21 protein-coding genes are annotated in these 23,957 nt (G+C 70.4%); 12 read left to right on the forward strand and 9 right to left on the reverse strand.

Annotated features, from left to right (window positions below):
• Nucleotides 1–8: 8 nt before the first annotated feature.
• From ACFU7D_RS04315 to ACFU7D_RS04335, 5 genes are read left to right on the forward strand one after another with little or no spacing between them, the layout of a single operon-like run.
• Entirely contained in the window at nt 9–1,463 is a 1,455-nt protein-coding gene (locus tag ACFU7D_RS04315; RefSeq protein WP_378863782.1) for a pyridoxal phosphate-dependent decarboxylase family protein, read from the forward strand.
• Complete coding sequence (locus tag ACFU7D_RS04320; RefSeq protein ID WP_378863785.1) at nt 1,460–2,821, forward strand: lysine N(6)-hydroxylase/L-ornithine N(5)-oxygenase family protein; 1,362 nt, start codon at nt 1,460–1,462, stop codon at nt 2,819–2,821. The genes ACFU7D_RS04315 and ACFU7D_RS04320 overlap by 4 nt, the downstream gene beginning before the upstream one ends.
• The gene (locus tag ACFU7D_RS04325) at nt 2,818–5,121 is read left to right on the forward strand and encodes a GNAT family N-acetyltransferase (protein WP_378863788.1); all 2,304 of its coding nucleotides are present in this window, start codon (nt 2,818–2,820) and stop codon (nt 5,119–5,121) included. The genes ACFU7D_RS04320 and ACFU7D_RS04325 overlap by 4 nt, the downstream gene beginning before the upstream one ends.
• The gene (locus ACFU7D_RS04330) at nt 5,118–7,214 is read left to right on the forward strand and encodes a penicillin acylase family protein (RefSeq protein WP_378863791.1); all 2,097 of its coding nucleotides are present in this window, start codon (nt 5,118–5,120) and stop codon (nt 7,212–7,214) included. The genes ACFU7D_RS04325 and ACFU7D_RS04330 overlap by 4 nt, the downstream gene beginning before the upstream one ends.
• The gene (locus tag ACFU7D_RS04335; protein ID WP_378863794.1) at nt 7,205–7,717 is read left to right on the forward strand and encodes a GNAT family N-acetyltransferase; all 513 of its coding nucleotides are present in this window, start codon (nt 7,205–7,207) and stop codon (nt 7,715–7,717) included. Before ACFU7D_RS04330 ends, ACFU7D_RS04335 begins: the two co-directional genes overlap by 10 nt.
• Nucleotide 7,718: 1 nt before the next feature.
• Here the strand turns inward: ACFU7D_RS04335 and ACFU7D_RS04340 are convergent, their stop codons facing one another.
• The 4 genes from ACFU7D_RS04340 to ACFU7D_RS04355 form a co-directional block, all read right to left on the reverse strand.
• Nucleotides 7,719–8,054 carry a DUF1048 domain-containing protein gene (locus ACFU7D_RS04340; RefSeq protein ID WP_378863798.1) on the reverse strand — a complete coding sequence of 112 codons (336 nt, stop codon included), beginning with the start codon at nt 8,052–8,054 and terminating at the stop codon, nt 7,719–7,721.
• Nucleotides 8,055–8,305: 251 nt separating this feature from the next.
• Complete coding sequence (locus ACFU7D_RS04345; protein ID WP_378863801.1) at nt 8,306–8,803, reverse strand: hypothetical protein; 498 nt, start codon at nt 8,801–8,803, stop codon at nt 8,306–8,308.
• Nucleotides 8,804–8,844: 41 nt separating this feature from the next.
• On the reverse strand, nt 8,845–9,360 hold the full coding sequence (locus tag ACFU7D_RS04350) for a SigE family RNA polymerase sigma factor (RefSeq protein WP_378863804.1): 516 nt from the start codon (nt 9,358–9,360) through the stop codon (nt 8,845–8,847).
• Nucleotides 9,347–10,618, reverse strand: a complete 1,272-nt coding sequence (locus tag ACFU7D_RS04355) for a hypothetical protein (RefSeq protein WP_378863807.1) — start codon at nt 10,616–10,618, stop codon at nt 9,347–9,349. The genes ACFU7D_RS04350 and ACFU7D_RS04355 overlap by 14 nt, the downstream gene beginning before the upstream one ends.
• Before the next feature lie 117 nt (nt 10,619–10,735).
• Here ACFU7D_RS04355 and ACFU7D_RS04360 point away from each other — a divergent pair, with 117 nt between their 5' ends.
• The 4 genes from ACFU7D_RS04360 (at nt 10,736) to ACFU7D_RS04375 (ending at nt 16,876) form a co-directional block, all read left to right on the forward strand.
• Entirely contained in the window at nt 10,736–12,979 is a 2,244-nt protein-coding gene (locus ACFU7D_RS04360) for an HAD-IB family phosphatase (RefSeq protein ID WP_378863809.1), read from the forward strand.
• Between the two features lie 11 nt (nt 12,980–12,990).
• Complete coding sequence (locus ACFU7D_RS04365) at nt 12,991–14,181, forward strand: zinc-binding dehydrogenase (protein ID WP_378728626.1); 1,191 nt, start codon at nt 12,991–12,993, stop codon at nt 14,179–14,181.
• A 31-nt stretch (nt 14,182–14,212) separates the two neighbouring features.
• Nucleotides 14,213–15,793, forward strand: coding sequence for a lactate racemase domain-containing protein (locus ACFU7D_RS04370; RefSeq protein WP_378863812.1), 1,581 nt, complete (start codon nt 14,213–14,215; stop codon nt 15,791–15,793).
• A 150-nt stretch (nt 15,794–15,943) separates the two neighbouring features.
• Complete coding sequence (locus ACFU7D_RS04375) at nt 15,944–16,876, forward strand: lysophospholipid acyltransferase family protein (protein WP_378863815.1); 933 nt, start codon at nt 15,944–15,946, stop codon at nt 16,874–16,876.
• A gap of 48 nt (nt 16,877–16,924) precedes the next feature.
• Here ACFU7D_RS04375 and ACFU7D_RS04380 read toward each other — a convergent pair whose 3' ends face one another.
• Together ACFU7D_RS04380 and ACFU7D_RS04385 are read right to left on the reverse strand one after the other, a co-directional pair.
• The gene (locus tag ACFU7D_RS04380) at nt 16,925–18,007 is read right to left on the reverse strand and encodes a Vms1/Ankzf1 family peptidyl-tRNA hydrolase (protein ID WP_378863818.1); all 1,083 of its coding nucleotides are present in this window, start codon (nt 18,005–18,007) and stop codon (nt 16,925–16,927) included.
• A gap of 43 nt (nt 18,008–18,050) precedes the next feature.
• Nucleotides 18,051–18,485 (reverse strand): hypothetical protein, encoded by a 435-nt coding sequence (locus tag ACFU7D_RS04385; protein WP_378863821.1) that lies wholly within the window; start codon nt 18,483–18,485, stop codon nt 18,051–18,053.
• A 150-nt stretch (nt 18,486–18,635) separates the two neighbouring features.
• Between ACFU7D_RS04385 and ACFU7D_RS04390 the strand changes: the two genes are divergently transcribed.
• Together ACFU7D_RS04390 and ACFU7D_RS04395 are read left to right on the forward strand one after the other, a co-directional pair.
• Nucleotides 18,636–19,016, forward strand: coding sequence for a hypothetical protein (locus tag ACFU7D_RS04390; protein WP_378863824.1), 381 nt, complete (start codon nt 18,636–18,638; stop codon nt 19,014–19,016).
• Between the two features lie 7 nt (nt 19,017–19,023).
• Entirely contained in the window at nt 19,024–19,896 is an 873-nt protein-coding gene (locus tag ACFU7D_RS04395; protein WP_378863827.1) for a serine/threonine-protein kinase, read from the forward strand.
• A gap of 29 nt (nt 19,897–19,925) precedes the next feature.
• On the opposite strand, the gene ACFU7D_RS04400 is transcribed toward ACFU7D_RS04395, so the two are convergent.
• The 3 genes from ACFU7D_RS04400 to ACFU7D_RS04410 are packed head-to-tail and all read right to left on the reverse strand — an operon-like array spanning nt 19,926 to nt 22,277.
• Nucleotides 19,926–20,591 (reverse strand): response regulator transcription factor, encoded by a 666-nt coding sequence (locus ACFU7D_RS04400; protein WP_378728633.1) that lies wholly within the window; start codon nt 20,589–20,591, stop codon nt 19,926–19,928.
• Entirely contained in the window at nt 20,576–22,018 is a 1,443-nt protein-coding gene (locus ACFU7D_RS04405; protein ID WP_378863832.1) for a sensor histidine kinase, read from the reverse strand. The genes ACFU7D_RS04400 and ACFU7D_RS04405 overlap by 16 nt, the downstream gene beginning before the upstream one ends.
• Nucleotides 22,005–22,277: a hypothetical protein gene (locus ACFU7D_RS04410; protein ID WP_378863835.1), complete on the reverse strand. Its 273-nt coding sequence runs from the start codon at nt 22,275–22,277 to the stop codon at nt 22,005–22,007. Before ACFU7D_RS04410 ends, ACFU7D_RS04405 begins: the two co-directional genes overlap by 14 nt.
• A gap of 102 nt (nt 22,278–22,379) precedes the next feature.
• On the opposite strand from ACFU7D_RS04410, the gene ACFU7D_RS04415 reads away from it, so the two are divergent.
• On the forward strand, nt 22,380–23,921 hold the full coding sequence (locus tag ACFU7D_RS04415) for an AMP-binding protein (RefSeq protein ID WP_378863837.1): 1,542 nt from the start codon (nt 22,380–22,382) through the stop codon (nt 23,919–23,921).
• Nucleotides 23,922–23,957 lie beyond the last annotated feature (36 nt).

Raw genomic sequence — 23,957 nt, forward strand, 5'->3', positions numbered from 1 at the left:
GGAGACCAGTGAGCGCACCGCACTTGGAGCATCTGTTCCACCCCGACAATGCTCGTGAGTACACCAGCGGCATCACCGAAGCAATCAGACTGCTCGTCGACCAGCTCGCCACGCTCGAGGGTCCCACCACCGGGATCTCGCCCGAGAAGGCCGCCGAACCGGTCGCCGAGGTCGACCTGGACACCCCCCTCGCCGACGGCGCCGCCGCGCTGGCCGAGGTCAGCAAGCTGTGGCTCAAGGACGCGGTCTGGTTCCACGACCCCTCCTACGCCGCCCACCTGAACTGCCCGGTCGTGATCCCCTCCCTCGTGGGCGAGCTGCTGATCGCGGCCGTCAACACCTCGATGGACACCTTCGACCAGTCCGTGGGAGGTACGTTCATGGAACGTCGTCTCATCGACTGGACCGCTGCCCGCGCGGGCTACCCGGAGGCGACCCGCGACGGCATCTTCACCAGCGGCGGCAGCCAGTCGAACCTGCAGGCGCTGCTCCTGGCCCGTGGTGAGGCGGCGCGTCGCGGCGTACCGCTGGACCGGCTGCGCTTCCTGACCTCCGCCGACAGCCACTTCTCCATCGCCAAGTCGGCTCGCCTGCTCGGCATGGGCGACGCGGCCGCGATCGCGATCCCGACCGATGCGGAGCACCGGATGGACGTCGTCGCGCTGCGCGAGGCGCTCGACGAGTGCGTCGTCGACGGGCTCGTCCCGGCCGCGGTCGTGGCCACCGCCGGCACCACCGACTTCGGTGTCATCGACCCCCTCCACGCCATCGCCGACGCCTGCCGGGACTTCAACGTCTGGTTCCACGTCGACGCGGCGTACGGCGGTGGGCTGCTCGCCTCGCCGAAGTATCGCCACCTGCTCGACGGCATCGAGCGGTCGAACTCGATCACCATCGACTACCACAAGACCTGGTTCCAGCCGGTCTCCTCCAGCGCGCTGCTGGTCCGCGACCTGGCGAGCCTGCAGCACGCCTCCTGGTACGCCGACTACCTCAACCCGCGGGAGTCGGAGAACCCCAACCAGGTCGACAAGTCCCTGCAGACCACCCGCCGCTTCGACGCGCTCAAGCTGTGGCTGACGCTGCGCACCATGGGCCCCGACCAGATCGGTGCCTACCTGGAGACCGTGATCGACCTGGCCCGCGAGGTCTACGACATCCTCAGCGTGCAGCCCGACATCGAGGTCATCACGCCCTCGCAGCTCTCCACCGTCGTCTTCCGCTACGTCGACGCGCACCTGGACGAAACTGGGCTCGACGAGGATCGGATCGGCGAACTCAACCGCCGCATCCGAGCCGAGATGTGGAGCGGCGGCCGCGGTGTCGTCGCCGCGACCAAGGTCGACGGCCGGCAGTTCCTCAAGCTCACCCTGCTCAACCCCAAGGCCTCCGTGCAGGACGTACTCGAGATCATCGAGCAGGTCCGTACGCTGGGCCGCGCCGTTCCGGAGGTCGTCCGATGACCGCACCCGCAACTGTGTTCACCGACGCATCGGCCGGCGTCCACGACCTGATCGGCATCGGGCTCGGTCCGTTCAACCTGGGCCTGGCCGCCCTCGCCGACCCGATCGACGAGCTCGACTGCCTCTTCCTCGAGGGCCGCGACCGGTTCGACTGGCATCCCGGGATGATGCTCGACGAGGCCACCCTGCAGGTGCCGTTCCTCGCGGACCTGGTGACGATGGCCGACCCGACCTCGCGGTTCAGCTTCCTCAACTTCCTCAAGCAGACCGGCCGGATCTACCCGTTCTACATTCGCGAGAACTTCCTGCCCCACCGGCGCGAGTACAACCAGTACTGCCAGTGGGTCGCCGAGCGGCTCGACTCGGTGCGCTTCGGGCAGCACGTCACCTCCGTGGAGCACGACGGCGAGACGTACGTCGTCACCACCGCCTCCGGCCAAGGCGATCGAACCCAGACGCATCGGACCAGGCGGCTGGTGCTCGGGACCGGGACGACCCCGCGCGTCCCGGAGTGTGCGGCCGAGGCCATGGCCGCGGAGGGGCCGGCGCTGCACAGCGCCGAGTACCTGGCCCGCAAGGACGAGCTCGTCACCCGGCGCAGCATCACCCTCGTCGGCAGCGGCCAGTCGGCCGCCGAGGTCTACCTCGACCTGCTGACCACCCAGCCCGACCACGACTACCAGCTGGCCTGGCTGACCCGCAGCCCGCGGTTCTTCTCGATGGAATACACCAAGCTCACCCTCGAGCTGACCTCCCCGGAGTACTCCGCCTACTTCCAGGCACTTCCGAGCGAGAAGCGCGACCGGCTGCTGAAGGCGCAGCAGAGCCTCTACAAGGGCATCTCGGGCGACACCATCGACGCGATCCACGAGGCGCTCTACACCCGGTCGGTCACCGAGGCGGCCGAGACCACGCTGCTGACCAACACCGAGGTGCGTGGCGTGACCCGCACCGACGACGGCTACCACCTCGCCCTGCACCACGTGGAGCAGGAGGAGGACTACGAGATGGCGACCGAGGCGCTCGTCCTCGCCACCGGATACCGCGCCGGCATCCCGGCCTTCCTGGAGCCCGTCCGCGACCGGCTCCGCCTGGACGAGCAGGGGCGCTACGCCGCCAGCTCGACCTTCTCGGTCGACACCACCGACCGCGAGATCTGGGTGCAGAACGGCGAGGAGCACACCCACGGCTTCGTCGCCCCCGACCTCGGCATGGGCGCCTACCGCAGCTCGGTGATCCTCGCCGCCATCCTCGGCCGGGAGCCGTACCCGGTCGAGAAGCGGGTCGCCTTCCAGGAGTTCGGCGTCCCGGACCGTTTCAAGATTCAGCCCGGCCAGTCCACGGAGGAGAACCGATGAGGATCACGATCGAACCACTCGAGATCGAGGCTCACCTCGCCACCGTCCACTCCTGGGTGACCCACCCGCGCTCGGCGTACTGGATGATGCTGGACGCCGCGCTCGAGGATGTCGCCGCGGAGTACGCGCGCATCGCCGCTCACCCGCACCACGACGCCTGGCTCGGCCGGGTCGACGGTGTGCCGGCGTTCCTGGTCGAGACCTACGACCCCGCCCGCAGCGAGCTCGCCGGGATCACTCACGTGCCCGACCTGGCCGCTGGCGACCTGGGCATGCACGTCCTGGTCGCGCCGCCAACCGGTGACACAGTCGGCGAGCCCGTCACCGGCTACACGACCCGGGTCTTCCGGGCGGTCATGCGGCACTGCTTCGCGGACCCCGGCGTGCGTCGTGTGGTCGTCGAGCCGGACGTACGCAACGAGGCGATCCGTCGCAAGAACACCGAGGCGGGCTTCGTCGAGCTGCGCGAGATCAGCATCGGGGAGAAGACCGCGATGCTCTCGGTCTGCAGCCGGGAGATGTACGCAGCCGCTCACCTGCGACCGGAGAACCTGCGCGTCGCGCACCGCCATCTGGTCGCCAAGGCGATCGCGGAGTTCAGCCACGAGCGGATGCTCGCGCCCGTGGCCACCGACGCGGGCTGGGAGCTGCCGGGGCCGTCCTCGACCTACACCTTCACCGCGCGCCGCTTCCAGCTCGACCACTGGGTGGTGGACGCGGACTCGATCGTGCGGCGGACCACGACGGTGTCTGGCTCGGGGGAGGAGGCCGAGGTCGACGCACAGGCGTTCGTCGCCGAGTTCGCCCCCGACCTCGGGATCCCGGACACGCTGCTGCCGACCTACCTGGAGGAGCTGGCGGCGACCATCGCCTCGGCCTGCTGGAAGCTCGAGCACCAGACGCTGACGGCCGCCGACCTGGTCGACGCCGACCATCAGAGCGTCGAGGGAGCGATGAGCGAGGGCCACCCGGCCTTCGTCGCCAACAACGGCCGGATCGGCTTCGACATCGACGACCACGCCCGCTGGGCGCCGGAGACGAGCAACGACCTGAGCCTGGTGTGGGTCGCCGTCTCCCGGGACCAGTCCCATCTGGCCCTGGGGCGCGGCGAGGACGAACAGGCTCTCTACGAGGCCGAGCTCGGCGAGGCGACGCTGGCCCGGTTCGCGGCGAAGCTGCGCGGCCTCGGGCTCGACCCGGCCGGGTTCCGCTATCTGCCGGTCCACCCGTGGCAGTGGCGCCACAAGCTGGCGGTCACCTTCGCCACCGACGTCGCCGCGCGCCGGCTGGTGCTGGTCGGGTCGGGCGAGGACGTGCACCGTCCGCAGCAGTCGATCCGGACGTACTTCAACACGAGCCGGCCCGAGCGGCACTACGTCAAGACGGCGCTGTCGATCCAGAACATGGGCTTCATGCGGGGGCTCTCGCCGGCCTACATGAAGGCCACCCCGGCCATCAACGACTGGGTCGCCGACGTGGTGGAGGGCGACGCGGAGCTCAAGGAGCGTGGTTTCGGGGTGCTGCGCGAGCTCGCCTCGATCGGCTGGACCGGCGACGTATTCCACGCCCTGCCGAGCCCGTCGCCCTACCGGAAGATGGTCGCCGCGCTGTGGCGGGAGTCGCCGGTGCCGCGCCTGGCAGAGGGGGAGCGGTGCGCGACGATGGCGGCGCTGCTGCACCGCGACGCCGACGGTGCCTCGTACGCGGCCGAGCTGGTCCGAGCCTCCGGGCTGCCCGCTCGGGACTGGGTCCGCAGCTACCTCGACGCCTACCTGCGCCCGTTGGTGCACTGCCTGCTGGCGTACGACCTGGTGTTCATGCCGCACGGCGAGAACCTGGTGATGGTGCTGCGCGACCACGTCCCGGTGCGGACGTTCATGAAGGACATCGGCGAGGAGGTGGCGGTGATGGGTGATCTGCCGCTCCCCGAGGAGGTCTCCCGGATCCGCGGTTCCTTCCCTGACGACGTCAAGGCGCTCGCGGTCCATACCGACATCTTCGACGGGGTGCTGCGCTATGTCGCCGCGATCCTGGATGATGAGGGGGTGCTGCCGGAGACCGAGTTCTGGGCCGAGACGCGGGCCTGCATCGTCGACCACGCCGCCGACCACCCGGAGCTCGCCGACGCGGTCGCGCGCTACGACTTCCTCCGCCCGCGCTTCCGCCACTCGTGCCTGAACCGGCTCCAGCTGCGCAACACCCTGCAGATGGTCGACATCACCGACCAGGCAGAGTCGCTCATCTTCGCCGGCACGCTGGCCAACCCCGTCGCGGAACCGGCCGCCGATCCAGTCGCATGAACCTTCTTCGCGACGAGTGGGGCATCCCGCATGTGCGGGGTGCCTCGCTGACCGAGGTGGCCCGGCTGCAGGGCCGGGCCACCGCTCGGGACCGGGCCTGGCAGCTCGAGATCGAGCGGTTGCGGGGCGAGGGCCGCACCGCGGAGCTGCTCGGCCCTGCCGGGTTGGAGTGGGACGTCTTCGCCCGCCGCTCCCGGCTGGCCGCGGTGGCGCGGACGGCCTACGAGCGGCTCGACGAGGAGGCGCAGGGATTCCTGGCGGCGTACGTCGACGGGGTCCGCGCCGGTCTCGCGGAGACCTCCTGCCCCGAGCTCGATGGGCCTGACGGGCTCGGTTCCGCGCCGGGCACCTGGCAGCCGTGGACGCCGCTGGCGGTCTTCTGGGTGCAGCAGATCCTGTTCGGGTCGTTCCCCTCGAAGCTGTTCGGCGCCCGGGCGGCGAGGGTGCTCGGGCCCGAGGCCGAGCTGTTCCGCACCGAGGGCCTCTCCGGTGGGTCCAACGCGTACGCCGTCGGCGGCGGCCGCACCGTCTCCGGTCTGCCGCTGGTGGCGGGTGACCCGCACCGGGTCTTCGAGGCGCCCAACGTCTATCTCCAGGTGCGGCTGGCGTGCACCGACCCCGACGATGCCTTCGACGTGGTCGGGATGACCTTCCCCGGCGTACCCGGTGTGCAGCACTTCGCGCACGCCGGTCAGGTCGCATGGGGGATCACCAACGCGATGGCCGACTACCAGGATCTCGTACGCGTCGACCTGACCCGCTCCGGCGACTCGGTGCACTCGGCGAGCGGCGAGGTGCGGCGGAGCGTCGAGACGGTCCTCGTCCGCGACCAGGAGCCCGTCGAGGTCGAGATCCTGGAGACCGACCGCGGACCGGTGGTCCTCGGTGGTCCCGACGAGGGCTGGGGACAGGTGCTGCGCTCGCCCGGCCACGAGGTCGGGGACCTCGGCTTCGGGGCGCTGCTGCCGCTGCTGCGGGCCCGCTCGGTCGCCGACGTGGAGGCCGCGGTGGCGCACTGGGTCGAGCCGGTCAACAACTGGGTGATCGCCGACGTGGCGGGTGATGTCGTCCACACCGTCGGTGGCCGGGTGCCGCGCCGCGACGAGGCGGGAGAGTGGACCGGCTGGGTCGCGCCGCTGCCGCGGCGTACGGCGTCGGCGGATGGTTCCGTCGTGACCGCCAACGACCGCTGCATGCCGGAGTTCGACGTGCTCGCGGCCGGCTTCGCGCCACCGTTCCGGGCGGACCGGATCGGACAGCTCCTCGGCGATGCCGGGCTCCTCGACGCCGAGCATGCGGTGGCGGTGCTCGCCGACACCACCCAGACCGCGGGCGGGCCCTTGCTCGCGCTGCTCCCGGTCGATCTTCGTCCGCCGGCGCTGGTGGACTGGGACGGCGCGATGGACGGCTCCCCGGGTGCGGCCTGGTATGCCGCGCTGCGGGCCGAGGTGGTCGACCGGATCTGCGCGGCACCGGCGCTCGCACCGCTGCGTGAGCCGTCGGAGCACGGGCCCCTCTACGAGCCCTGGTTCAGCCTGCCGTCGCGGGTCGCGGCCTGCTTGCACGTCATTCTGTCGGCGAAGCGGCCTTTCGGCCTGGACCCGATCGCTCTCGTCGAGGAGGCTGCCCGGGCCGTCTACCTGGCCGAGTCGGCGCCCACCGACCCGGAGACGCCGAGTCGGCTCGTCATGACGAGCCGACTCGGCAAGGACAGTGGTCAGGACGTGGCGACTCGGCGGGGGCACTTGCCGCACTGGCCCGAGAGGCACCGGTTCTGGCCGCTGCACGCGCTGGAGCAGTTCGACCTCCCGCACACCCGGACCGCCCCCGCCACTCCGCTGCCCGGCGACACCGACACGGTCCGCTGCAACGCCTGGATCCCGGGCGCGACCGTGACCGTCCGCGGCTCGGTGGCACGCTACGCCTGGGATCTGGCCGACCGCGACCAGAGCCGCTGGGTCGTACCCCTCGGTGTCAGCGGGTCCCCGGACAGTCCCCACCACACCGATCAGCACGACGTCTGGGCCAGCGGAGGCGCGCTCCGCGTCGTCACCGACTGGTCCCTGCTCACCGAGGAGAAGACATGCCCCTGACCGACCCAGCCCTGACCCTTCGCGACCTGGAGCCGTCGGTTGACATCGACCTGTTGTGCGGTTGGCTCCACGACGATCGGGCCCGGTTCTGGGGCATGGTCGAGAAGCCGCGCGAAGAGATCGAGGAGATCTACACCTGGCTCCAGGAGCAACCGCACCTGGCGGCGTACATCGTCGAGATCGATGGAGACCCGGTCGCGCTCTTCCAGACCTGGGACCCCGAGGTCGACGAGCTCGGCACCTTCTACGAGCGGCTCCCCGGCGACCTCGGCGTCCACCTCTTCCTGGCCGACACTCCCGCCAGGAAGGGCCAGACGGAGACCGTCCTCGGGTTCTTCCTCGAGCAGGTCGTGGCCAAGCCCGGCGTCCGCCGTGTCGTCGTCGAGCCCGATGCCACCAACGAGGCCTCCCTCGCCCGCCTCGACGCCTACGGCTTCCGCCGGGGCCCGGTCGTCCAGCTCCCGCACAAGGTCGCCCAGTACGCCTTCCTCGATCTGCCCTGACTCACGAGAGCTTCTGGGCGACCTCGTTGAGGTTGGCCCGCAGCTTGTTCCGGTAGGCGTCCTGCTGCTCGGGCAGCCGGGCGTCGCAGAACGCGGCCAGGTCGGTGCCGGTGACCTCGATGACGTTGCGTCCGGCGGCGGCCTCGGTCTCGAACAGGTCCAGGATCTCACGCAGGATCGCGACGATGTCCATCCCGTCGCCGGCGGTGAAGCGCCACATGTAGCTCTTCATCTCGCCGTAGACGGTGCGGTAGTCGGCGGGGAGCTCCGCGGCGCGGGCCTCCATGCGCTTCCAGTCCTTCTTGTCACCTACGAGGCGGCTGAGGAGGTTGTTCATGTCGTGCTCCTTGTGATCGGTGTTTCTCGGTCCCCGTTCGGGGCGATGAAAGAAGCGTGCAGCCCTGACGCAGCGTCAAGGTCAAGCACCGATCCGAAGAAAGTTCTCGCACCGGGACTCAGACGGTGCGATAGCAACCTCGTCGAGTCGGCTCGTTCTGACGGAAAATCTCGCCGAGTCGGCTCGTTAGAACGGGCCGACTCGGCGGGGGCGGCGGGTGACGGCCTCCTCGAACGCTGGCGTCCTAGGAGCTAGTCGGCGACCATGTCGACGAGCCGGCCCATGGCGCCCAGCTCGGCGTCGTGGACGCCTTCGTCGGGGACGATGACGAGCGACCACAGTCGACTCCCGACAGCGACGTTTCCGACCACGAGGTCGCCGTCCTCGTGCTCCTCGACGCACACGAAGGCGTCGTCGTCGATCTCGACGGGTTCGGGGGAGGCGATGCAGTCCTCGCGACTCGCGTCGAGCCCGGCCTGGACGGAGGTGTCGACCAGCGTGGTCACGAAGATCGCACCCCGGTCGCTGGTGTAGGTGCAGACGTCCTCGTCAGCGGTGTGCGACCAGGAGCCGGGGATGGCGCTGGCGACCTGACCGGGCTCGAAGAGACAGGGCCCGGAGGCTTCGACGGAGGAGGAGGAGGTCGAAGGGCTCGGACCGGGGCTGCTCGTGGTGGGCTCCCCGGAGCCGCAGCCGGCCAGAGCGGTCGCGGAGAGGACGGCTGCGACGCTCAGCAGCTTCCTCGACACGTACGTCTCCTCTGGTGCGGGGTTCGCGCCAGTTTCGCAGGTCACCCTCGAAAGCCTGCAACCGAGGATCCATCGGCGGGCGCAAGATCGGGGATCAGGGTGCGTAACCGCGCGAGGGCGTCGCTGGTCTGAGACTTGACGGTGCCGATCGAGATGCCGAGCATCGCCGCGGTCTCGCGCTCGGTGAGGTCGTCGTAGTAGCGCAGGACGATGACGGCGCGCTGTCGAGGCGGGAGCCGCAGCAGTGCATCCCGGACGGTGAGGCTCGAGGTCAGGTCCGCCCGGGCCGCCTCCCGGTCGGGGAGACGCTCGACCGGGGTCTCGCGCCACCGGCGGGTGCGCCATCGGGTGGTGGCCTCGCGGGCGAGCACCTTGCGGACGTACGCCTCGGGGTTGTCCTTGATCCTTCCCCACTTCGGCACCACCTTGATGAGCGTGATCTGGACGAGGTCCTCGGCATCCTCGGCATGGCCGGTGAGGAGAAAGGCCGTACGCAGCAGGGCGGGGCGGCGGGCCGCGACGAACTCCTCGAAGAGCTGACCTTCAGACGCGGGCACGGCGCCTCCAGGTCAGGATCGCGAAAGCGGCGGCAGTGATAGTCATGCCGGCCGCAATGGTCGGGACCCACGGGGACCAAGGGCGGGGTGGGGCAGGCTGGTTCTTCACCGGTGCGTCGAGCAGGTTGATCGCGAGGCGGGCGGTGTTGACGGATGCGCTGAGCGTCTCGGCGGAACCGTCCCGAACGTCGACCGAGACCAGGTCGACGCTGCCATCGTCGCCGTGGCCTCTCAGGGCGGCGACCCGGTCGTCGTCGAGCCACGAGATCACTCCGAAGTAGTTGCCTGGGATCAGATCGCCATAGCCGAACTCATCGATTCCTTTCACGCTGATCCGGGCTGGCAGGGAGTCGCCGAAGATCGCGGCGACGCGTTTCGAGTCCGGGGTCAGGGCGACAGTCTGTGACCCGTTGATCCGTCCCGCGGTCTGGGGGATCTCGGCGGGAGCGGTTGTCCCGTCGGTCTGGATGATGACCGTGTCCTGGCCCTCGACGGTCACTGTGCCGACGCCGGTCGTGCTCGCCGTGTCGAGCGATGTGCGGAGGGCAGAGGCGTTGCCAATGCTCAGGTCGAAGATGATGCTTCGGGCATCCGTGGATAGGCAGCAGTCCTGCATCTGCCCGAACTCGACGCCGAGATGGGTGGGATCGAACCAGACGAAGGCGCCGTGCCCGATCCCGTGCTCGGTGCTGGGCGTCTGGGTGACCACGTCACCGGTTGTGGTGTCGTAGACGGCATAGCCGGTGATCGTGCCGTCTACGAGGGCAGGAATGGGGTCGGCCACCTTGCCGGTGGTCCAGTAGGCGACGTGGCGACCGTCGGGGGAGAGTTCGGCTTCGCCGAGATAGGCGGTGGCCGCGTGCGGCAGGTCGAGGAAGGCGTACGCGCCGGTCTCGGCCGAGACCCCGACCAGACCGTCACCCGTCCCGAACCAACCCTTGCGGGGTGCGTCGAACGTGGCGATGAGTGGACCGAGGGGGCCCACCGAGTCGGTGCCGGGCAGATGAGGGCTGGGCTCGTGGAAACGACTCGGGAGGTAGGTCCCTGTCCCGGTATCCGTCGCCGGCGCGACGTCGGCGCGTTGTTGCCAGGTCACCGACCCCAGCGCGATCAGCAGCAGACAGGCGACGGCAGCGATGGCGACCGTTCCGATCCGCTGCGTACGCGCGATGCGGCGGCCACGCCGCCACAGCTGCCCGGGCGGGGCGCCTCCGGTGGGCGCGTCACGGGCGAGTTCTTCGAGCAGGTCGGTCAGCACATCGGTCTCCAGATCGGTCGTCCGATGGCTTACACGTATCGAGACCGGCGGAAGGTTGGGTGCTGATTTGAACAGATATCCCACGCGGGCTTGGCCGCATTGGGCAGAATCGCGAGCGTGACCTCTGACATCAGAGAACGGCTCGCGGGGCAGCATGTGCTGCTCACAGGAGTGACCGGGTTCGTCGGCGAGGCGCTGCTGCACCTGATGCTGACCGAGGTGCCGGACGTACGTCTCAGCGTGCTGGTCCGGCCCAAGGGGTCGACGTCGGGGGCGGACAGGATCGCGAAGATGCTGGCCAAGCCGATCTTCGAGGCCGTCTCGGACGCGGAGGTGAACGTCGTCGAGGGCGATCTCTCCGATCCGCCGGCGCTGCCGGAGGATCTCGATGCGGTGGTGCACTCGGCGGGCGACGTCTCCTTCGACCCGCCGGTCGACGAAGGGTTCGTCACCAACGTCGTCGGCGTGCGCGAGCTGCTCAGGCGGGTCGCGGAGACGGGGCGGGACATCCACTACCTGCACGTCTCGACCGCGTATGTCTCCGGGCGGAGGCGCGGACACATCCCCGAGGGGCCGGTGGACCATGACGTCGACGTGGACGCCGAGCTCGCCTGGGGGCTGGCGCGGCGCGCGGCCGTCGAGGAGCGCTCGCGCAGCGTCGAGGTGATCTCGAACCTGCGCAAGCAGGCCGAGCGTGAGCACGGTCGTGCCGGCCTGATGACGGCCGCGGCGGCCGCCGAGGAGGCGCGGAAGAAGTGGGTGAAGGACGAGCTCGTCCGCCTCGGCACCGAGCGTGCGCGGTCGCTGGGCTGGACCGACGCCTACACCTTCACCAAGGCGCTGGGGGAGCGGGTCGTCGAAGCCCACGCCGCGGCCGGGAACCGGGCCACGATCTACCGTCCGGCGATCATCGAGTCGGCCATCTCCCGCCCTCATCCGGGCTGGATCGAGGGCTTCAAGATGGCCGAGCCGCTGATCCTGGCCTACGGCCGCGGCGAGCTGCCGCTCTTCCCGGCCGCCGCGGACACCCCCGTCGACATCGTGCCGGTCGACCACGTCGTCGCCTCGATCGTGGCGTGCCTGGCGCACCCGCCGGAGCACGGCGACCCGGCCTACTTCCACCTCGCCTCCGGCGACCGCAACCCGGTGACGTTCGGGATGCTCTACGAGACCGTGCGGGCCTACTTCTCCAAGGAGCCGTTCGCGGCCGGTGACCGCGGTGCGGCCCGACTGCCGGAGTGGACGTTCCCGGGCGGGGCCTCGGTCGAGCGGATGATGGTGACCGGGGAGCGGGTGCACAAGATCGCCGACAGGCTGCTCGGGCTGGCCCCGCGCAGCGACCGCACCCGCGGATGGGCGCGCGACCTCGACCGGCAGGGCCGGCGGCTGCAGTTTCTCCGTCGCTACCTGGACCTCTACAAGGAGTACGCCCAGGCCGACCTCCGTTTCGTCGACACCAACACGCTCTCGCTCTACCGGTCGCTGTCGCCGGCCGACCAGGAGACCTTCGCCTTCGACACCGGCGTGATCGACTGGCACGAATACCTCTACGACATCCACGTGCCGTCGGTGACCAAGCCGGTCCGTGAGCTCGACGAGCTGCGCAAGCTGCGGAAGAGGCCCGTCCCCGGGCGGCTGCCGCAGCTCAAGGACGGGCGGGTCGCGGCCTTCTTCGACCTCGACGGCACCCTGATGTCCTCCAACGTGATCGAGACCTACCTGTGGCTGCGGCTCGGTGAGCTCTCCGGCACCCGGAAGGCGGCCGAGATCGCCCGGATGGCGAGCAAGGTGCCCGGCTACGTGTGGGCGGACCGGACCGAGCGCGGCGCGCTGTTGCGTACGGTCTACAGGGAGTACGCCGGCTCCCGGCTCTCCGAGCTCGACCAGATCGTCGACGAGCACCTGACCACGCACATCCTCGGGCGGCTCGCCCCGGACGCGGTCCGGCGGATCCGGGAGCACCGGGCCGCGGGGCACGTGACGGTGCTGGTCACGGGCGCGATCCGGCCGCTGACCCGGCCGCTGATGCCGCTGTTCGACCACATCGAGGCGGCCGACCTGGCCGTCGACGACCGCGGGTTCTGCACCGGTCACCTGGCCTCGTCACCGCTGGTCGGTGAGTCGCGCGGCGCGTTCGTCCGCGAGTGGTCGCGCCGCGAGGGCATCTCGCCCTCCGACTGCTTCGCCTACGCCGACTCCCACTCCGACCTCCCGCTGCTCGCGGCGGTCGGGCACCCGATCGCCGTCCGTCCCGACGTACCCCTGTTCCGGCACGCCAAGAAGTCGCACTGGACGATCGTCGACTGGGAGTCGCCGGGCCACGCGAGCCGCACGCTCGACCCGGCCGGGCTGCACCGATGAGGAGGGGCTGAATGCTTGCGCTCGAGATGTACCGCAGCGTCGCGAAGACGGCGTTGGGGAAGGTCGCCGGGGGACGGCTGCCGCTGCTGCTGACCGGGGCGGCGGCGCCGCTGCGGATGGTGACGCTGGACCCGCCGAAGGTCGAGCACGAGGGGTGGGCGCGGCTGAAGGTGTCGCTCGCCGGGATCTGCGGGTCCGACCTCGGGATGCTCTCGGGGCGGACGAGCCTCTACTTCCAGCCGCTGGTGAGCCTGCCGTTCGTGCCCGGCCACGAGATCGTGGGCGAGCTGCTCGACCCCTGCGGCGACCTGGCGGCCGGGACCCGCGTGGTCGTCGACCCGGTCCTGACCTGTGCCGCGCGCGGGCTGGAGGCGTGCGAGGCGTGTGTCCGGGGCGAGACCAACCGGTGCTCCCGGATCACCGTCGGCGACATCTCCTCCGGGCTGCAGACCGGGTTCTGTCACGACACCGGCGGCGGCTGGTCCCAGCAGCTCTCGGTGCATCGCTCACAGCTCCACGTGGTGCCGGAGGGCTACTCCGACGAGCAGGCGCTGCTCGCCGAGCCGGTCGCCTGCGCCGTGCACACCGCACGAAGAGCCGCGGTCAAGCCAGGTGACCGGGTGCTCGTCTCGGGGGCCGGTGCGGTGGGTCTGCTGGCCACCCTGGCCCTGCGCGAGCTCACCGACGCCGGCGAGATCCTGGTCGTCGCCAAGCACGCCCATCAGCGTGAGCTGGCGCTGGAGTTCGGCGCGACCGAGGTCGTCGCGCCCTCCGAGACGCTGCGGCGGATTCGCCGTGCGACCAGCGCGTTCATGCTCGAACCCGAGATGCTGTCGGCGCCCTACCTCCTCGGCGGGGTCGACGTGACCATCGACGCGGTCGGCTCCAAGGAGTCGCTGCAGACCTGCCTGCACGCCACCCGCGCGGGTGGACGCGTGGTGCTCTCCGGGATGCCCGCCTCCGCCGATCTGTCCGCGGCGTGGTTCCGGGAGCTCGAGGTTGTCGGGACGTACGCCTCCTCGCGTGGTTCCGGCGACTTCGCCACCGCGCTGGACCTGGTCGGTCACGACGCCATGTGCCGCCTCGCGAAGACCGTCGCGCCCTACCCGCTCCACCGCTGGCGCGAGGCCCTCGACCATGCCCACTCAGCCGGTCGGCTCGGCACCGTCAAGGTGGCGTTCGACCCACGCCGAACGAATTGAGCACTGCCGTCTTGAAGAAGGAGAGTCATCGATGACACGGCCAGGTTTCGTGCTGGAGGTCGACGACCGTACGCCGCCCCTGCTCGTCCACGAGGGGCTCGGGTTCCGGCTCGAGGAGTTCCCGCAGGGCACGCGGGTGGTCTACCCGCCCGAGTCGCTGCCGACGGTGCCGGACGTGGACGGGGCGATCCGGGAGGCGCTGGAGAACCCGGTCGACTCCGAGCCGCTGCGGGAGCTGATGTTCCCGGGGATGCGGCTCACGATCGCCTTCGACGACCTCTCGCTGCCGCTGCCGACCATGAAGGCGCCCGACATCCGGGGCCGGATCATCGAGCAGGTGCTCACGATCGCGGCCGAGAAGGGTGTCGACGACGTCGAGATCATCGCCGCGCTGGCCCTGCACCGGCGGATGACCGACGCGGAGATGAAGCACATCGTGGGGGAGCGGGTCTACCGGTCCTTCGCGCCGCAGGGGCTGCTCTACAACCACGACGCCGAGGACCGCACCAACCTCGAGCACATGGGCGTCACCGACAAGGGCGAGGACGTCGAGATCAACAAGCGGGCGGCCACCTCCGACCTGCTGATCTACGTCAACGTCAACCTCGTCGCGATGGACGGCGGCCACAAGTCGGTCGGCATCGGGCTGGCGTCGTACAAGTCGATCAAGCATCACCACAACGCCAAGACCATGGTGCACTCGCGCAGCTTCATGGACCACAAGCACTCCGAGATGCACTCCTCGGCCTGGCGGATGGGCCGGCTGATCGGTGAGCACGTCAAGGTCTTCCAGATCGAGACGACGCTCGACAACGAGGTGTTCGGGAAGCCGTACGACACGCTGCTCAAGCGTGAGTGGGAGTGGTCGTTGCGGGACCAGGCCACCGTGCTCGGCCTGCGCAGAGGGCTGGCGGTCGCGCCGCAGAAGATGCGCCACAAGATGTTCCACGACCTGCGCTCCAACTACGGGCTGACCGGGATCACCGCCGGGGCCGTCGAGCCGGTCCACGAGCTCACCGTGCAGCGGGTCCACCAGCAGCAGCGGGTCAAGGTCGAGGGTCAGTCCGACGTGATGGTGATGGGGGTGCCCTATCTCGGCCCCTACAACGTCAACTCGACCATGAACCCGATCCTGGCCGCCTGCATGGGGCTGGGCTACTACTTCAACTCCTACCTGCGGCAGCCGGTCGTGCGTGAGGGCGGCGTCGCGATCCTCTACCACCCGCTCGACGAGGGCTTCAACACCCTCACCCACCCCTCCTACGTCGACTTCTACGAGGAGGTGCTGGCCGACACCAACGACCCGGCCCTGATCGGGCCGAAGTTCGAGGAGCAGTTCGCCACCGACCCCTGGTACGTCCACCTCTACCGCACCTCGAACGCCTACCACGGCGTCCACCCGTTCTACATGTGGTACTGGATCGCGCACGCCCTCGACCACCTCGGCGACGTGATCTGGGTCGGCGGCAACCCCAAGGCCGCGGCGAGGATGGGCTTCCGGTCGGCGACCACCTTGCGCGACGCGCTCGAGATGGCCTCCTCGACCGTCGGCCCGTCGCCGTCGATCACCTACCTGCGCAACCCTCCGCACCTCCTGGCGGACGTCCGATGAGCGCCCCACGTCGGTCGAGCCGGATTCGTGAGGAACGAGCGAATCCGTGTCGAGACCAACACAGTCGATTCGAGCGCGGAGGGGACCGTGTTGGTTTCGACACGCCTCCGCCTAGCGGCTCCGGCGGCTCAACCAACGGGGGTGGGTGCGATGAGTAGCTTCTGGAAGGAGACGGCCCGCGACGTACGGCTCATGAAGCGGGGCTGGCGGTGGGGACACCGGGCGCAGGTGCCGCGGTCGGCGGAGCCGTTCGTGCCGCCGGCGACGACGACGGTCTTCGACAACGAGTGGTCGCGCAAGCCGCCGGCGCGGGCGGTCAGGGAGGTCGCCCAGGCCGGGCTGGAGGCGGTCTTCCGGTCGCAGGTCAAGACCCAGGTCGAGGGGCTGGACGTGCTCGAGAAGCTCGACGGGCCGGTGATCTTCGTGGCCAACCACGCCTCCCACCTGGACACTCCGCTGATCCTGCTGAGCCTGCCGGACGCGTGGCGACGCAAGACGGCGGTGGCGGCCGCCGCCGACTACTTCTTCGACACCTGGTGGCGGGCGGTGGGATCTTCGCTGGTCTTCAACACGCTGCCGATCGACCGTCGCGGGGGCGCGCTCGCGAACGCACCCGGTGAGGTGCTCGCCGACGGCTGGTCGCTGGTCGTCTTCCCGGAAGGCACCCGGTCCAAGGACGGCACCGTCGGCCGGTTCCGGTCCGGCGCCGCCTACCTGGCCGTCGAGTACGGCGTCCCCGTGGTCCCGATCGCCCACCGCGGCACCTACGCGGCGATGCCGCGCGGGGTGAACTGGCCGGGCAAGGACAGGTCCGGGGGCCGCCGCCAGCTGACCGTACGCTTCGGGGAGCCGCTCCGCCCGGCAGCGGGCGAGTCGGTGCGCGAGTTCGCGCCCCGGATCCGGACGGCGGTGGCGAGGCTGCTGGATGAGGACACCACCGACTGGTACTCCTCGATCCGCCGCGCCGCCGAGGAGCGCACCCCCGACCCGGCCGGTGAGGAGATCGCCGAGTGGCGCAAGGTCTGGGCGGCCACGGAGTCACCCGACCCCGATCCCGACAAGATCCGGGCCTGGCGCCGCTGAGCCTGTCCCGCTGAGCCTGTCCCGCTGAGCGTGTCCCGCTGAGCCGGGTCAGGCCCAGCGCAGCAGCGCGGCCACCGGGGCGTCGCCGAGCAGGCTGGCGGGCAGCACGCACACCTCCGCGTCTGTGAGGACCGCGGCGGCGATGAGTGCCTCGTCGGCCTCGACCGGACCCGAGACCGGAGCCTCACCGAAGGCGAGGCCGGGGTGATCCGCCGGGTCGAGCATGCGGCCGACCAGTGCTTCGGGGTCGATCAGCAGGGTCTCGACGCGGCCGGTGACGAACGCGTCGGCGACGTCCCGTACGCCGGTGGCCGCGCGTTCGCCCCTGCCCCATGCCTCCTCGAGCCGTCCGACCAGCGTCGTGCGATGGCGTACGACCCGGTCCAGCAGCGCACTGCGGATCGCGTCGTCTCGGGCCTGGTCGCCGCCGTCCGCGGCGCGTTGCCCGCTTGCCAGCTCGACCACCTCGGCGGGGAGGCCGGCGAGGCGCTGGCGCAGCCTGCCCACCGTGGTCGGGTCGCCGCCGACGAGCACGAGCTCATGGCCGTGTTCGCGGACCAGCCTGGTCACCTCCTCGGCCACCTTGTCGGCGTTGTGACGCCAGACGTTGTCGGTGGTCTGCTGCATGCGGAAGGCCGCCCACCCGACGTTGTCGTGGATCTTGTGGACGTGCTCGAGCTCGTCGTCCGCCACGGTGGTCGTGCTCGTGGGCTGTGGCAGCCCCGAGTCCCACAGGGAGATGTCGCCACCGGTGTGGTCGGCCAGGACCAGCACGAACGGCATCGAGGTCTCGCGCGCGGCGATCCATGAGCCGAGGTCGGGCAGCGCGTCCCAGGTCGCGACCGGGTTCGGGACCTCGGCGACGGCGACCGCGTCGTAGGCGATCCCCTCGGGGGTCGCCACGACGACCCGCGCGAGCGGGGCCGGCTGACGTACGTTCGCCTCCAGCCGGTCGGAGACCTGCGCGACGACTTCCGGGGGAGCGCCCTGGGCGGAGAGCTCCTCGCAGGCGGCTCGCACCCGCAGCTCCTTGGCGTGGGCTGCGTTCTCCGAGTCCTGGCTGACATCGGCCAGCACGGTGGCGTACGGCCCCGGACGGGTCAACAGGTTGGTGAATCCAGCGGTGTCCATACCGGAGTGGTACCCACCGGCAGGGGCTGTCACACGGTCCGGCTCAACCGGCTTCGCAGGTCACCTCGGTGACGTGCCACTCCTCGTCCTTGCCCTCGCCGGAGCGGGTGACGACGAGGGTGAACACGGACTGACCGCCGTCGGGGGTCAGCTCCACCGTGGCACCGGTCTCGGTGAGGTCGGTGGAGGTGATGCGTACCTTCTCCAGGTGGCCGCGCGCGTCAGCCGTCTTCTCGGTCGGCGGGGTCTGGACCGAGGGACAGGCCCGCGCCCACTGCGCCACCAGATCCGGCTTCGCCTCGACCGTGGTCCAGCTCGTCGTCCGCGCGAACCGGCTGGCCGCCGTCTCGGACTGTTCGGTGGCGTACTCGCGGAAGCGTGAGCGCGAGTAGCCGTAGCCGGCCACCGAGATCAGCACCCCGACCACCAGCAGCACACCGACCTTGAGCGCGATCTCGCGCCGCTCGCTGCTTTGCACGGGACGTTCCTACCACCACGTGCCCCAGGACCCGAACCGGCTCGCGGATGAGAGAGCTCTCATGGTCATCTCACGATCACCTCACCGCGGGTGGAGATGGTTCTTCCATGGCGCCGGGAACACCCGGGGCAGAACCTGAAGGGACGAATGATGAAGAAGCTTCCGATGATCCTCGGGACCGGCCTGGTCGGCGTGGTCGCAGCTGGTGTGTTCAGCTACCAGAGCGCTGCCGCTGTGGACGATGACAGCTATGCCAAGCGTGAGGACAAGTCCAACACCCAGGTGACCACCGTCGACGACGATGACGACAACGACGCCGACGACGTCACCCGCGACGCCGCAGGCAACGACACCGCGACCAACGGCACCGGCGTGACCCGGGCGACCAAGGACAACACCCGCGACAACACCAAGAACACCCGCGACGACCAGACCTCGGACAACAACACCAAGGACAACACGCGGGACAACACCCGCGACAACACCCGCGACAACACCCGCGACAACACCAACGACCGGACCCAGGGCTGAGTCGAAGATGACCGACACCTGGGGCCTGGTCCAGGGTGACGCGATCACCCCCGAGCTGACCGCGATGCGGCTGCTCGGGGGCGGCTCGTCGTACGAGGCCTTCCTGGCCTTCGACGAGATCACCTACGGGCCGGTCGTCGCCAAGGTCCTGCGACCGAACCTGATCGACAGCGAGACCAGCCGCAACGCGCTGCGGCGCGAGACCGACGCACTGACGCAGCTGCGTCATCCGGTCCTCGTCCGCGGCCTTCGGGAGGACCTCGACGGCGAGCGCCCGTACGTCGTGATGGAGCACGTCGAGGGCCCCCGGCTCTCGACGCTGATCCGCCGCCACGGGCGCCTTCCGGAGCAGCAGTACCTGCCGCTGGTGCTCGACCTCGCCTCGGCGCTGCACTACCTGCGTCGCTCCGGCTGGGTGCACCTCGACCTCAAGCCGAGCAACCTGATCATGGGCTCGCCGGCCCGGCTGATCGACCTCTCGGTCGCCCGGCCCACCGAGGCGGCGGCCGCGCTGCGCCACGAGATCGGCACCGACGCCTACATGGCGCCCGAGCAGTGCCTGCCCGGCGAGCGAGGCGAAGTCGGTCCCGCCAGCGACGTGTGGGCCCTGGGCGCGACCCTCTTCCACGCCGTCACCGGCGAGCGGCCGTTCCCCCACGGCGACCCGTCGGCCGCGGACCGCGCCGAGCGCTACCCGCAGCTGATCTCCGGGGCCGGCGACCTCCCCCGACGTACGTCGCCCGAGGTCGTCAAGGTGATCGAGGCGTGCCTCGCCCCGGCTCCCGGTGACCGGCCGGCCCCGGCGGAGATCGCCGAGACCGTCTCGCCCGCGCTGGAGCGACTTCCGCGCGCCTCGCTGGGCGGCCTACGACTCGGCTGATCCTCTGGACTGATTCCCCCGGGTCCGGGTCAGGACTGGAAGCGGTAGCCCATGCCGCGGACGGTCTCGACCCGGGCCGAGCCCAGCTTCTTGCGCAGGTAGCCGACGTAGACGTCGACGACGTTGGAGCCCGGGTCGAAGTCCATTCCCCAGGCCAGGTCGAGCAGCTGCGCGCGGGAGAGCACCTGCCCCGGGTGCCGCAGCAGCACCTCGGCCAGCGCGAACTCGCGGGCGGAGAGGTCGCTCTCGCGCCCGTCGACGCGCAGCCGCCGCGTACGCAGGTCCAGCGCCACCGAGCCCGAGCGGAGCTCGCCCACCTCGGCGGCGGTGCTGTCCTGCTGCCGCAGGCGTACGTTGATCCGAGCCCGCAGCTCGGCGAAGCGGAACGGCTTGGCGAGGTAGTCGTCGGCGCCGCCCTCGAGCGCGGAGACGGTGTCCTGCACCGAGTCGCGGGCGGTCAGCACGACCACCGGCATCCGGGAGCCCTGGGCGCGCAGCTGGTCGAGCACCTCGAAGCCGTCGATCGTCGGCAGGCCGATGTCGAGCACCATCAGGTCGAAGGCACCGCTCAGTGCCTCCTCGAGTCCCTCCAGCCCGTCGGAGACGGTGCTGACCTGGTGGCCGTCGGCGCTCAGGCCCTTGGCGAGGAAGGCCGCGATGCGGTCCTCGTCCTCGACGATCAGGATGCGGGCCATGCCTCTCCTTCGGTGCGTGCGGGCAGGGTGATCGTGAAGCGGGCGCCGGGAGGCGTCGCGTCCTCGACGCCGACGGTGCCGCCGTGGGCGGTGGCGATCGCCGAGACGATGGCGAGGCCGAGCCCGAGCCCCGGGCGGTCGCCCGAACCGGTCTCCGCGCCGCGCGCGAACCGCTCGAAGATCCGGTCCCGGTCCGCGGCGGGCACACCCGGTCCGGTGTCGCGCACCCACAGCCGCAGGGTGCCGTCGACGGTCGCCGAGCCGACCGCGATCCGGTCGCCGGGCGCGGTGTGGCCGGCGGCGTTGTCGCACAGCTGCAGCATCGCCTGGGTGACCCGCTGCGGGTCCAGGCGCCAGGTGCCGGGGGTGGCTTCGTCGAGGTGCCAGTCGCGCTCGGCAAGCGCGCTGGCCTTGGCCAGGATGTCCTCGGTGAGGGTGTCGACGTCGACCTCCTCCAGGGTGAGGAAGTCGGGCCGGTCGTGCTTGGCCAGCAGGATCAGGTCGCCGACCAGACGGCTCATCCGGTCGACCTCGTCGAGCGCCAGCCGCCGGGTCTGCTCGACCTCGGCCGGGTCGGACTCGTCGAGGAGCTCGAGGTGGCCGCCGATGATCGTCAGCGGCGTACGCAGCTCGTGACCGGCGTCGTCGAGGAACTGGCGCTGGTCGGTGAACGCCTGCTCCAGGCGGTCCAGCATGCCGTTGAAGTTCCTGGTCAGCGCCGAGATGTCGTCGTTGCCCGACTCGGGCAGCCGGGCGGAGAGGTCGGTCGCGCTGACCGCGCCGGTGGCGTTTCGCAGGCGGGTCAGCGGTGCCAGCAGCCGCCCGGACTGCCAGGCCGCGACCAGGGTCACGATCAGGGCGAGGAGGCCGGCCACGATCGTGTACGTCCGCATGGTGCTGCGCAGCTCGGCGCGGTCCTCGTCGAGGTAGGAGACCACCAGGAGGGCGCCCTCGGTGGTGCCCTGGGCGTTGTCCTGCCGCACCGGCTGGCTGGTGATGCGTACCTCGCCGTCCGCGGTGTCGAGATAGGTCGTCCCACCGTCGCGGACCACGTCGCGTACGGCGCTGCGGAACCGTGGCGACTCGACCAGCGGGTCCTCGGGGAAGTGCGCGCGCGGCCGGCCGTCGACCCAGGCGACGAGGAGCTCGTCGTCGTCGGGCACGTTGCGGCTGAGGAACGTCCGGAGCAGGCCCTCCACGTCGTACGGCGCCCTGGTCTCGGGGTCGATGCCCTCGGTGCGCAGCCGGGAGAACTCGTCGAGCTCCTGCTCCATCTCGCGCGTGGTCGCGGCGTCGACCCGGCCGAGCTCGACGGCGTAGACGATGAGACCGGCGCCGGCCAGGGCGAGGGTGACCAGGAGAGCGACCGAGGCGGTGATCCGGGCGCGTACGGACAGCCCCCGGCGGCGGGGGTCAGTCGTCGTCATGTCGGTCGTCGCGGTCGTCATCATCGTCGTCGTCATCATCGTCGACGGGACCAGGAGTGACGACCGGGACACCCGAAGGATCCGTGCTCGGGGACGATCCGGTGCTCGGAGAGGACGGCGAGGTCGACTGCGAGGGCAGCACGACGGGCTCGCGGGGCGGCGGGTCGTTCTCGGAGGCTCCCGCGAAGGAGCCGGCCAGGTAGACGGCGACCGCCACCAGGACGACCAGCGGCAGGACGAGTTTCAGGGTGCGCGACATGACCCTTTGATAGTGCCTGACCACCTGTCCGATGTGGGGGTCCATGAGAGACCTCTCATGGATACAGTGATGCAGGTCACCGCATGCACCTGGAGGTAGCCCGTGTTCGTCCCGTTCAGCGTCAACGACTTCATCGACCGCGCCGCATCCGTCTACGGCGAGCGGGTGGGCATCGTCGACGAGCCTGACCAGCCGGCAGCCTCCCTGGGGGAGGTGACGTACGCCGAGATGAAGTCGCTCGCGAAGCGGATGGCGGCGAGGCTCGATGAGCTCGGCATCGGCGTGGGGGAGCGGGTCGCGATCGTGTCCCACAACTCGGCGCGGCTGCTGACCGCGTTCTACGGCGTCTCCGGCTACGGCCGCGTCCTGGTGCCCGTGAACTTCCGCCTCCGTCCCGACGAGGTCTCCTACATCGTGGAGCAGTCCGGCGCCTCGGTGCTCTGGGTCGACCCCGAGGTCGACGAGGCGCTGAAGGACGTCACCGCGAAGCACCGTTTCGTGCTCGGCGACGACGCCAACCTCTACGCCGCCGACGGCGTCGAGCCGAAGCCGTGGGCGCCGGACGAGAACGCGACCGCGGCGATCAACTACACCTCGGGCACCACCGCCCGGCCCAAGGGTGTGCAGATCACCCACCGCAACATCTGGACCAACGCGCTGACCTTCGCGCTGCACGCGGGCTGCAACGACCGTGACGTCTACCTGCACACGCTGCCGATGTTCCACGCCAACGGCTGGGGGATGCCGTTCGCGGCGACCGGCCTCGGCATCAAGCACGTGGTGCTGCGCAAGGTCGACGGGATGGAGATCCTGCGCCGCGTACGCGACCAGGGGGTCACCTACATGTGCGCCGCCCCCGCGGTGGCCGCGGCCGTGCTCGATGCGCTTCCGCAGTGGCAGGCCACCGAGGGCGAGATCCCGGGACGGGACAAGGTGCGGATCATCATGGCCGGTGCGCCGCCGCCGACGAAGACGGTCGTGCGCGTCCAGGAGGAGCTGGGCTGGGAGTTCATCCAGATCTACGGCCTCACCGAGACCTCACCGCTGCTGACCATCAACCGCACCCGCGCCGAGTGGGACGACCTCGACCCGATGGAGCGTGCCGCGAAGCTGACCCGCGCCGGCGCGCCCGCGATCGGGGTGAGCCTCGACATCTCCCCCGACAAGGAGGTCCTGGCCCGGTCCAACGTCGTGCTCGAGGGCTACTGGGAGAAGCCGGAGGAGACCGAGAAGGCCCTGGCTGAGGGCTGGTTCCACACCGGCGACGGCGGCAGCCTCGGCGACGACGGCTACCTCACCATCTCCGACCGGATCAAGGACGTGATCATCACCGGTGGCGAGAATGTCTCGTCTGCCGAGGTCGAGGATGTCCTCTTCCTGCACCCCTCGGTCGCCGAGGTCGCCGTGATCGGCATCCCGAGCGAGAAGTGGGGCGAGACCATCCTCGCCCTCGTCGTCCTCGCCCCCGGGACCGAGGCGACCCAGGAGGAGCTGATCGCCTGGTCCAAGGAACGGGCCGCCGGCTACAAGGCGCCGACGGTCGTCGAGTTCCGCGACTCGCTCGCCCGCACGGCCACCGGGAAGCTGCAGAAGTTCAAGCTCCGCGAGCCTTACTGGGGCGACCGCGATCGCAAGGTCAACTGACCCGCCGAGTCGGCGCGTCCTGACCAGAATCGACGC

Source organism: Nocardioides sp. NPDC057577, from assembly GCF_042801335.1.
Taxonomy (GTDB): Bacteria; Actinomycetota; Actinomycetes; order Propionibacteriales; family Nocardioidaceae; genus Nocardioides.

What these genes read in the sequence shown, in the direction of transcription:
- ACFU7D_RS04320 (WP_378863785.1), top strand. Translation starts at nt 1,460, where the DNA reads ATGACCGCACCCGCAACTGTGTTCACCGACGCATCGGCCGGCGTCCAC.
- ACFU7D_RS04325 (WP_378863788.1), top strand. Translation starts at nt 2,818, where the DNA reads ATGAGGATCACGATCGAACCACTCGAGATCGAGGCTCACCTCGCCACC.
- ACFU7D_RS04330 (WP_378863791.1), top strand. Translation starts at nt 5,118, where the DNA reads ATGAACCTTCTTCGCGACGAGTGGGGCATCCCGCATGTGCGGGGTGCC.
- ACFU7D_RS04335 (WP_378863794.1), top strand. Translation starts at nt 7,205, where the DNA reads ATGCCCCTGACCGACCCAGCCCTGACCCTTCGCGACCTGGAGCCGTCG.
- ACFU7D_RS04340 (WP_378863798.1), bottom strand. Translation starts at nt 8,054, where the DNA reads ATGAACAACCTCCTCAGCCGCCTCGTAGGTGACAAGAAGGACTGGAAG.
- ACFU7D_RS04365 (WP_378728626.1), top strand. Translation starts at nt 12,991, where the DNA reads ATGCTTGCGCTCGAGATGTACCGCAGCGTCGCGAAGACGGCGTTGGGG.
- ACFU7D_RS04370 (WP_378863812.1), top strand. Translation starts at nt 14,213, where the DNA reads ATGACACGGCCAGGTTTCGTGCTGGAGGTCGACGACCGTACGCCGCCC.
- ACFU7D_RS04375 (WP_378863815.1), top strand. Translation starts at nt 15,944, where the DNA reads ATGAGTAGCTTCTGGAAGGAGACGGCCCGCGACGTACGGCTCATGAAG.
- ACFU7D_RS04380 (WP_378863818.1), bottom strand. Translation starts at nt 18,007, where the DNA reads ATGGACACCGCTGGATTCACCAACCTGTTGACCCGTCCGGGGCCGTAC.
- ACFU7D_RS04390 (WP_378863824.1), top strand. Translation starts at nt 18,636, where the DNA reads ATGAAGAAGCTTCCGATGATCCTCGGGACCGGCCTGGTCGGCGTGGTC.
- ACFU7D_RS04395 (WP_378863827.1), top strand. Translation starts at nt 19,024, where the DNA reads ATGACCGACACCTGGGGCCTGGTCCAGGGTGACGCGATCACCCCCGAG.
- ACFU7D_RS04400 (WP_378728633.1), bottom strand. Translation starts at nt 20,591, where the DNA reads ATGGCCCGCATCCTGATCGTCGAGGACGAGGACCGCATCGCGGCCTTC.
- ACFU7D_RS04405 (WP_378863832.1), bottom strand. Translation starts at nt 22,018, where the DNA reads ATGACGACGACTGACCCCCGCCGCCGGGGGCTGTCCGTACGCGCCCGG.
- ACFU7D_RS04410 (WP_378863835.1), bottom strand. Translation starts at nt 22,277, where the DNA reads ATGTCGCGCACCCTGAAACTCGTCCTGCCGCTGGTCGTCCTGGTGGCG.